Annotated in this window: 3 protein-coding genes; 1 reads left to right on the top strand and 2 read right to left on the bottom strand. The window is 41.0% G+C overall.

Translation table 11 applies throughout. The features are described 5' to 3' along the window. Positions 1–658 precede the first annotated feature (658 nt). A complete protein-coding gene (locus HWQ37_RS05770) occupies positions 659–1,417 on the top strand; it encodes a hypothetical protein (protein ID WP_292744813.1) in 759 nt (252 codons plus the stop codon). A 621-nt stretch (positions 1,418–2,038) separates the two neighbouring features. Here the strand turns inward: HWQ37_RS05770 and HWQ37_RS05765 are convergent. Both HWQ37_RS05765 and HWQ37_RS05760 read right to left on the bottom strand, forming a co-directional pair. Further along, entirely contained in the window at positions 2,039–2,872 is an 834-nt protein-coding gene (locus tag HWQ37_RS05765; RefSeq protein ID WP_292744811.1) for a metallophosphoesterase, read from the bottom strand. A gap of 218 nt (positions 2,873–3,090) precedes the next feature. Then, on the bottom strand, positions 3,091–3,831 hold a 741-nt coding region (locus HWQ37_RS05760; RefSeq protein ID WP_292744809.1), incomplete at its 5' end, for a metallophosphoesterase.

The following is a 3,831-nucleotide window of genomic DNA, read 5'->3' as shown; positions in this document are numbered from 1 at the left end:
GAATATAGAGCCGCTTCAGATTTAAATAAAGCTGTACAAATAGAAGAAGAGTTAAGAAATCCGGGCGCTACACGTACATCGCGCTCACCTAGATATGTATCAAAACCTAGACCTCTGGTAGAAAGATTTTGTCAGCGGATTAAAAACATGTTGCGGCTAAATCGGCGTTGGAGATAAGCAGCGAAGATACTTCCTCGGAATAAATTCCGAGTCTCATAGCGAAAGTCCTTTAAAAGAGGACTAAAGAAGAAATTTAGTTCAGTCCACTTGAGTGGACTTTAGCTATCAGCCCGTAACTTTAGTTCTGGGCGGGATATTTGCTCAGTGTGCGACTTTCACATAACTAATTATGCGGACATGATATGAAGCAAATTGCTAGATTTTTCGATTAATCCATTAACTGACCGTTTAATAACATCCATCTTTGGGATACTCTTTCTCTTGATTAAGTATTAACTCTCTAAAGATTAAGTATTAACTCCCTGGAGATAGAGCCACTTGTGCGATCGCAGAGGTTATCCTGATAATTACCAACAGTTGAGTAGTAAATACGACTCAATATATAGCAGCAACATATATTTTCAGTTAATTAAAACCTCTTGTTTTCACAAAGCTTTAGTTCGTCAATATCTTAATCTGAGGAGTTAAATCAACGGCTATGTCTATTCCCAATGAACGCGAAATCAAAAACAGTGAAGTCAAGCAAGAATCTTACACTGATATTAATGGAAATACTCAGACCCATTTAACCCAAAGCACTGAAACAGTTAAGAACAATACAGCGAATCCCAACACTTACACTAACGGTTACGTACAAGGTCGAAATGTTGAGCGTAACTACCAGCAAGCAGATTTAGCCGAGCGTGATGAGAGGAATGCTAGTGGTGGTTTACTGTTAGGTATTATCATTACTTCCCTGCTAGGTTTGGTTATCGGTGGGGTATGGTACTTCAACCAGCAAAATAACGCAGCCGTTAACAATGCTGTGCCGGTCGTGGTTCCTGTACCGAGTAAGAGTAGTCCAACTCCCAGTGCATCTCCTCAACCACAACAAACCACAATAATCGAAAGAACTAGGGAAGTACCTGTACCTGTTGCTGTTCCTGTTCCCCAACAGCAGGTTACACCTCCTTCTGCACCTCGCCAACCGAATATTAACATTACTATTCCACCCCAGCAACCTGCGGCAGAAAAAGCACCTTCTGTAACCCAGCCAGCCCCTAAAGCGACACAAAGTCCGGCAACTACTAATACTCCGGCTTCCCAGAACGATAGTTCTAATAATACTGCCGCTCCAGCTACGAAAAGTGATAGCTCTAAAACTACTCCACCTCAAGGAGTAGACCAGTCAAACAGTACATCTAATAGCGGTTCTTCTACCGCAGGTGATACGACTACAGGCGGTTCTGGTCAATAACGGTTTGAGAATTTTCAGCCCACTTGTTTGGCATTCACGCCAAGCAAGTGAGGCAATTTTTAAGCAATATTTCTGAATTGTTGCGATAAATTAATGGTATTCAAGTTTAGTAAAGGTGTCTTGTAGCTAAACAAACACAATGCTAGATTAAGAGCAAGGTACAAACAGGTTAAAAGTTAAACAAAAACTTTCGAGTTAGAGCCTGTGCCTCCTGCTCTAACATTTTTGTTTGCGATCGCTCTTTTGGTTGTGGCATCCATTGAATGTGTTTTTGCCTTAAGTTCAATGAGTTGTTTTGGAGGTTTTAGAACGCACAGCCAGAAAATGCCTGCCTAGTTGGAATGTAAGGATGTGCAATTCTGAGTAGAGCGAGCGCAAATGCTGTCCAGTCCACATTATTTGAGTTAGTCATTCCTGAATTCTCCAATCTTCAAGAAACCGCCCCAAGCTATTGAGATTTATCCATCGTAGCTTCAGGCGGTTTCTGCTTTGAGTGTCATTTGTCATTTGTTCTTTGTCCTTTGTCTTTTATTTAGACCAATGACCAATGACCAATGACCAATGACCAATGACCAATGACTAATGACTAATGACTAATGACTAATGACCAATGACCAATGACTAATGACGAATTAAGGTAATTACAGTCACTTCCGGCGGACAAAATAAACGTCCTGGTTTATAAGTTCCTAAACCACGATTGACATATAATTGATTTTCTTCCACCTTATGAAACCCTTGCGCCCACTCCCAATATCGCACCACTTTCGAGCAGTCTCCTAAGAAAAATGTTACCCAACGCCGTAATTTTTTGGGAATTTGTTTGAGTAGCTTTTTGTAATAGAGTACTAGAGGTCCAATGCCCGGAATGACGATGTGACCACCGTGGGTATGACCAGATAGTTGCAAATCTACGCGCCATTGTTGCAATATCTTGGCTGTATCTGGGTTATGAGATAAAACGATGCGCGGTGTAACGGAGTCTAGTTGATTCATGACTGGTGCGGGGTAAAATTCCCGCGACCAATAATCAGCTAATCCTACCAATGGTAATTCTTTTCCTAGTGGATAGGCGATTTCATTCCAAAGTACGTGAACCCCAATGCTAGTTAACGCTTGTGTAACTTCTGTTTTGGAGTGGCTGTAATAGATATCGTGGTTCCCAAGTACGGCGTAGATACCACAGCGACTTTGCAGATGTTTTAATCGAAGTACCAATTGGTGAATTGGTGTGGGATCGTCAGTTACGTAGTCACCAGTTAATAGAATTAAATCTGGTTCAGCTTCGTTAGTAAGTGCGATCGCTTTTTCTAGCATATCTTCCGACAGCCGCAAACCATCGTAGTGAAAATCTGACAACTGCACTAACGTTGTACCTTGTAAAGATGCAGGAAGTTCCGCAATCTTAACCGTTATTTTATCTACTCTTAAATGTCCTGTAAACAACCAATGCATAAGACAACCGATACTCCTCATACCAGCGCTTACAGCTTACCAAAAATAAAAATGTAACTTGATAAAATGCAATAATTTATGTCATCTACTTCAGATACAATTAATTCATTGATTTAAATTCTCTGATAAAAGTAAGCAGGTTATGCCTTCGTTTGTAGGCATTCATTAGCTAGAATACTTGCTGTGATTGCGTTCTTTTATTTTGAATTTTCAATTAACTACTCACCTTGTAGCGTAATTACGGTAACTTCTGGGCGGCAAAATAAACGTCCTGGGAGATAAGTTCCCAAACCACGATTAACATATAGCTGATTTTTGCCTACCCGATGTAAACCCTGCGCCCATTCCCAATGTTTGACTACAGAAACATTTACTTCCAAAAATGGTACTCTACGCCTCACTTTTCTGGGTATTTTTTCTACAAACTTTTTGTAAAACAACGCCGCCGAGCCAATTCCCGGAATCACTATTTGACCACCGTGAGTATGACCAGATAATTGTAAATCGACTCGCCATGCTTGCAATATCTCCGCAGTATCTGGGTTGTGGGATAAAACGATGCAGGGTGTGTCGGGGTTTAGCTGGTTCATAACTGGTGCAGGGTAGAATTCTCGTGACCAATAATCAGCTAGTCCAACGAGTGGTAATTCTTTTCCTAGTGGATAGGCGATTTCATTCCAAAGGACGTGAATTCCAATACTAGTAAGGGCTTCTGCGACTTCTGCTTTTGCCTGTTTGTGATATATATCGTGATTGCCAAGAATAGCATAGATACCACTGCGACTTTGCAGATGTTTGAGTCGAAGCACCAATTGGTGAATTGGTGTGGGATCGTCAGTTACGTAGTCACCAGTTAATAAAATCAAATCTGGTTTAGCTTCGTTAGTAAGTGCGATCGCTTTTTCTAGCATATCTTCCGACAGCCGCAAACCATCGTAGTGAAAATCTGACAACTGCAC

The sequence above is a fragment of the Nostoc sp. NMS4 genome (assembly GCF_017115095.1).
In the GTDB taxonomy this organism is placed as follows: Bacteria; Cyanobacteriota; Cyanobacteriia; order Cyanobacteriales; family Nostocaceae; genus Nostoc.
Note: the sequence above shows the minus strand (reverse complement) of the source record. Positions and strands in the feature narration are given on the sequence as shown.

Coding starts and splice junctions, on each gene's coding strand:
- HWQ37_RS05765 (WP_292744811.1), bottom strand. CDS start 2,872: ATGCATTGGTTGTTTACAGGACATTTAAGAGTAGATAAAATAACGGTT.
- HWQ37_RS05770 (WP_292744813.1), top strand. CDS start 659: ATGTCTATTCCCAATGAACGCGAAATCAAAAACAGTGAAGTCAAGCAA.